Here is a 3,698-nt window from a genome sequence, read left to right as displayed (position 1 = left end):
ACCCCCACCCCGACGCCGACCCCGACCTCGTGCAAGCCCGCGTGGAACTCGTCCACCGCGTACACGGGCGGCACCGAGGTGTCGTACGAGCAGCACAACTGGAAGGCCAAGTGGTGGACCCAGAACGAGGTGCCCGGCGCCTCCACCTGGGGCCCCTGGCAGGACGAGGGCGCCTGCTGATCCCGCGCCCGCCCCGTGGCCGGGTACCCGTCCGGTGTTCGTCGCACCGGACGCGTCCCCGGCCGCACGCGTGCCCCGGAACCGGTCCGTCCGGATGACACACGGTGCGACCTGCGCGACTGGTGGAATACGCCAAGTGGCCGTAGCGTCGAGGTGACCTGCTCGGACACGGCACGAACGGTGGGAGCGGCCATGCGCGGATCAGTGGTGGGAACGGCGGTGACCCTGGCGGCAGCGGCTCTGCTGACGGCGGGGACGACAACGGCTTCGGCCAGTCCGCCGACCACGACCGCGTCGCCCACCGCGACGGCGCGGTCCGGGGCCGGGGACCGGGTGCTGGTGGACTGCTTCTCGCACCGCAATGTGCGCCCCACGGACTTCATCCTGGCCTGCGGTGACGGCAACAGCCGGCTCAAGGGGCTGCACTGGACCTCCTGGGGCTCCGGCGGCGCCACCGGCACGGGCACGAACTGGGTGAACGACTGCAAGCCGTACTGCGCGGCCGGCACCTTCCACCCCTACCCGGTGGTCATCCGGCTCAGCGGCGGCACGCAGTGGAAGAAGCATCCGTCCTTCGAACGCTTCACCCAGCTGACCCTGAACTACAGCGGCGCGCGGCCGCAGGGCTTCCAGCAGACGATGTCGTACCCGCTCTGGGACGGCCCCACGGCCCCGCAGGGCTGAGCACGCGAGGAGCGGCCGGGTCCGGCGAGGACCCGGCCGCTCTCCCGCGAGTTCACTCGGCCGCTCTCCCGCGGGCTCAGCCGATCTCGACCAGCAGGTCGCCGCCCTCCACCTGCTGGATCCGGTTGATGGCCAGCCGGGACACCCGGCCCGCCTTCGGGGCCGTGATCGCGGCCTCCATCTTCATCGCCTCGATGGTGGCGATGGTGACACCGGCCGCCACCTCGTCGCCCTCGGCCACGGAGAGCGTCACCACACCGGCGAACGGCGCGGCCACATGGTTCGGGTTCGAACGGTCGGCCTTCTCCGTCACCGGCACGTCCGAGGCGGCCGACCGGTCACGGACCTGGATGGGCCGCAACTGGCCGTTGAGCGTGGACATCACCGTGCGCATACCGCGCTCGTCGGCCTCGCCGATCGCCTGGAGCTCGATCAGCAGCCGCACACCGGGCTCCAGATCGACGGCGTACTCCTTGCCCGGGCGCAGACCGTAGAAGAACGCCTTGCTGTCCAGGACGCTGGTGTCGCCGTACGACTGCCGGTGGCCCTCGAACTCCCTGGTGGGCGCCGGGAACAGCAGCCGGTTCAGGGTCGCCCTGCGGTCCTTGGCCAGCCCCTCGCGGTCCTCGGCGGACAGCTCGGGCACCGGCTTGGCCGCGGCACGGCCCTGGAGCGCCTTGGTGCGGAACGGCTCCGGCCAGCCGCCGGGCGGGGTGCCCAGCTCCCCGCGCAGGAAGCCGATCACCGAGTCGGGGATGTCGAACCGGTCAGGGGTCTGTTCGAAGTCCGTCGGGGAGACCCCGGCGCCCACCAGGTGCAGGGCGAGATCGCCGACCACCTTGGAGGACGGGGTGACCTTGACCAGGCGGCCGAGGATCCGGTCGGCGGCGGCGTACATCTCCTCGATGTCCTCGAAGCGGTCGCCGAGGCCGAGCGCGACGGCCTGGGTGCGCAGGTTGGACAGCTGGCCGCCGGGGATCTCATGGAGGTAGACGCGCCCGGTCGGCGCGGCGAGGCCCGCCTCGAAGGGGGCGTAGATCCGGCGCACGCCCTCCCAGTACGGCTCCAGGTCGCCGACCGCCTGGAGGTCGAGCCCGGTGGGCCGCTCGGAGTGGTCGGTGGCGGCCACGATCGCGGACAGGGACGGCTGGGAGGTCGTCCCGGCCATGGAGGCGACCGCGCCGTCCACCGCGTCCGCGCCCGCCTGGATCGCGGCGAGGTAGGTGGCGAGCTGGCCGCCCGCGGTGTCGTGGGTGTGCAGATGCACGGGCAGGTCGAACTCGCGGCGCAGCGCCGAGACCAGCGTGGCGGCGGCCGGGGCGCGCAGCAGTCCGGCCATGTCCTTGATCGCGAGGACATGGGCGCCCGCGTCCACGATCTGCTCGGCGAGCCGCAGGTAGTAGTCGAGGGTGTAGAGCCGCTCGCCGGGGTCGCTCAGATCGCCGGTGTAGCACAGGGCGACCTCGGCGACGGCCGTGCCGGTCTCGCGCACGGCCTCGATGGCGGGGCGCATCTGGCCGACGTCGTTGAGGGCGTCGAAGATGCGGAAGATGTCGATGCCGGTGGCGGCGGCCTCCTGCACGAAGGCGTCGGTGACCTCCGTCGGGTACGGCGTGTAGCCGACGGTGTTCCGGCCGCGCAGCAGCATCTGGAGGCAGATGTTGGGCACGGCCTCGCGCAGCGCGGCCAGCCGCTCCCAGGGGTCCTCGGCGAGGAAGCGCAGGGCGACGTCGTAGGTGGCACCGCCCCAGCACTCCAGGGACAGCAGCTCGGGCAGGGTGCGGGCGACGACCGGGGCGACGGCCAGGAGGTCCTTGGTGCGCACCCGGGTGGCCAGCAGCGACTGGTGGGCGTCGCGGAAGGTGGTGTCGGTGACTCCGATCGTCGGCGACTCGCGCAGCCGGCGGGCGAAGCCCTCGGGGCCGAGTTCCACGAGGAGTTGGCGTGATCCGGCGGGCGGCTCGGCGGCGGTGGGCACCGGCAGCTTGGTCAACGGGTCGAACAGGTCGGGCCGTTCACCGTGCGGCTTGTTCACCGTGACATCGGCGAGGAAGGTGAGCAGCTTGGTGCCGCGGTCCGCGGAGGAGCGGGCGGTGAGCAGATGCGGGCGCTCCTCGATGAACGAGGTGGTGATCCGCCCGGCCTGGAAGTCCGGGTCGTCAAGGACGGCCTGGAGGAAGGGGATGTTGGTGGACACACCGCGGATGCGGAACTCGGCGACGGCGCGCCGGGCGCGGCCGATGGCGGCCTTGAAGTCCCGGCCCCGGCAGGTGAGTTTCACCAGCATCGAGTCGAAGTGGGCGCTGATCTCCGTACCGGCGTGGGTGGTTCCGCCGTCCAGCCGGATGCCGGAGCCGCCCGGCGAGCGGTAGGCGCTGATCTTGCCGGTGTCCGGGCGGAAGCCGTTGGCCGGGTCCTCGGTGGTGATACGGCACTGGAGCGCGGCCCCGTGCAGGGTGATGGTCTCCTGGGCGAGGCCGAGGTCGGCGAGGGTCTCACCGGCGGCGATCCGCAGCTGCGCCTGGACCAGGTCGACGTCCGTGACCTCCTCGGTGACGGTGTGCTCGACCTGGATGCGCGGGTTCATCTCGATGAAGACGTGGTTGCCGTCGCGGTCGAGCAGGAACTCCACGGTGCCCGCGTTGCGGTAGCCGATCTCGCGCGCGAAGCGCACGGCGTCGGCGCAGATCCGCTCCCGGAGCGCGGGGTCGAGGTTCGGGGCGGGCGCCAGCTCGATGACCTTCTGGTGGCGGCGCTGGAGCGAGCAGTCGCGCTCGAAGAGGTGGACGACATTGCCCTCGCCGTCGGCGAGGATCTGCACCTCGATGTGGCGG

General features: G+C 72.1%; 3 protein-coding genes. 2 read left to right on the top strand and 1 reads right to left on the bottom strand.

What is annotated here, in order from left to right:
* Positions 1–180, top strand: a 180-nt coding sequence (locus tag CCN72_RS33470) for a carbohydrate-binding protein (RefSeq protein WP_341868905.1), incomplete at its 5' end; no start/stop codon positions are given.
* A 192-nt stretch (positions 181–372) separates the two neighbouring features.
* The gene (locus tag CCN72_RS33465) at positions 373–864 is read left to right on the top strand and encodes a hypothetical protein (RefSeq protein WP_086812023.1); all 492 of its coding nucleotides are present in this window, start codon (positions 373–375) and stop codon (positions 862–864) included.
* 76 nt (positions 865–940) lie between these two features.
* Here the strand turns inward: CCN72_RS33465 and CCN72_RS33460 are convergent.
* Positions 941–3,698, bottom strand: a 2,758-nt coding sequence (locus CCN72_RS33460; protein WP_086812021.1) for a pyruvate carboxylase, incomplete at its 5' end; no start/stop codon positions are given.

Origin of the sequence: Streptomyces murinus (genome assembly GCF_002154555.1) — a bacterium.
GTDB lineage: Bacteria > Actinomycetota > Actinomycetes > Streptomycetales > Streptomycetaceae > Streptomyces > Streptomyces murinus.
Note: the sequence above shows the minus strand (reverse complement) of the source record. Positions and strands in the feature narration are given on the sequence as shown.

Coding starts and splice junctions, on each gene's coding strand:
- CCN72_RS33465 (WP_086812023.1), top strand. CDS start 373: ATGCGCGGATCAGTGGTGGGAACGGCGGTGACCCTGGCGGCAGCGGCT.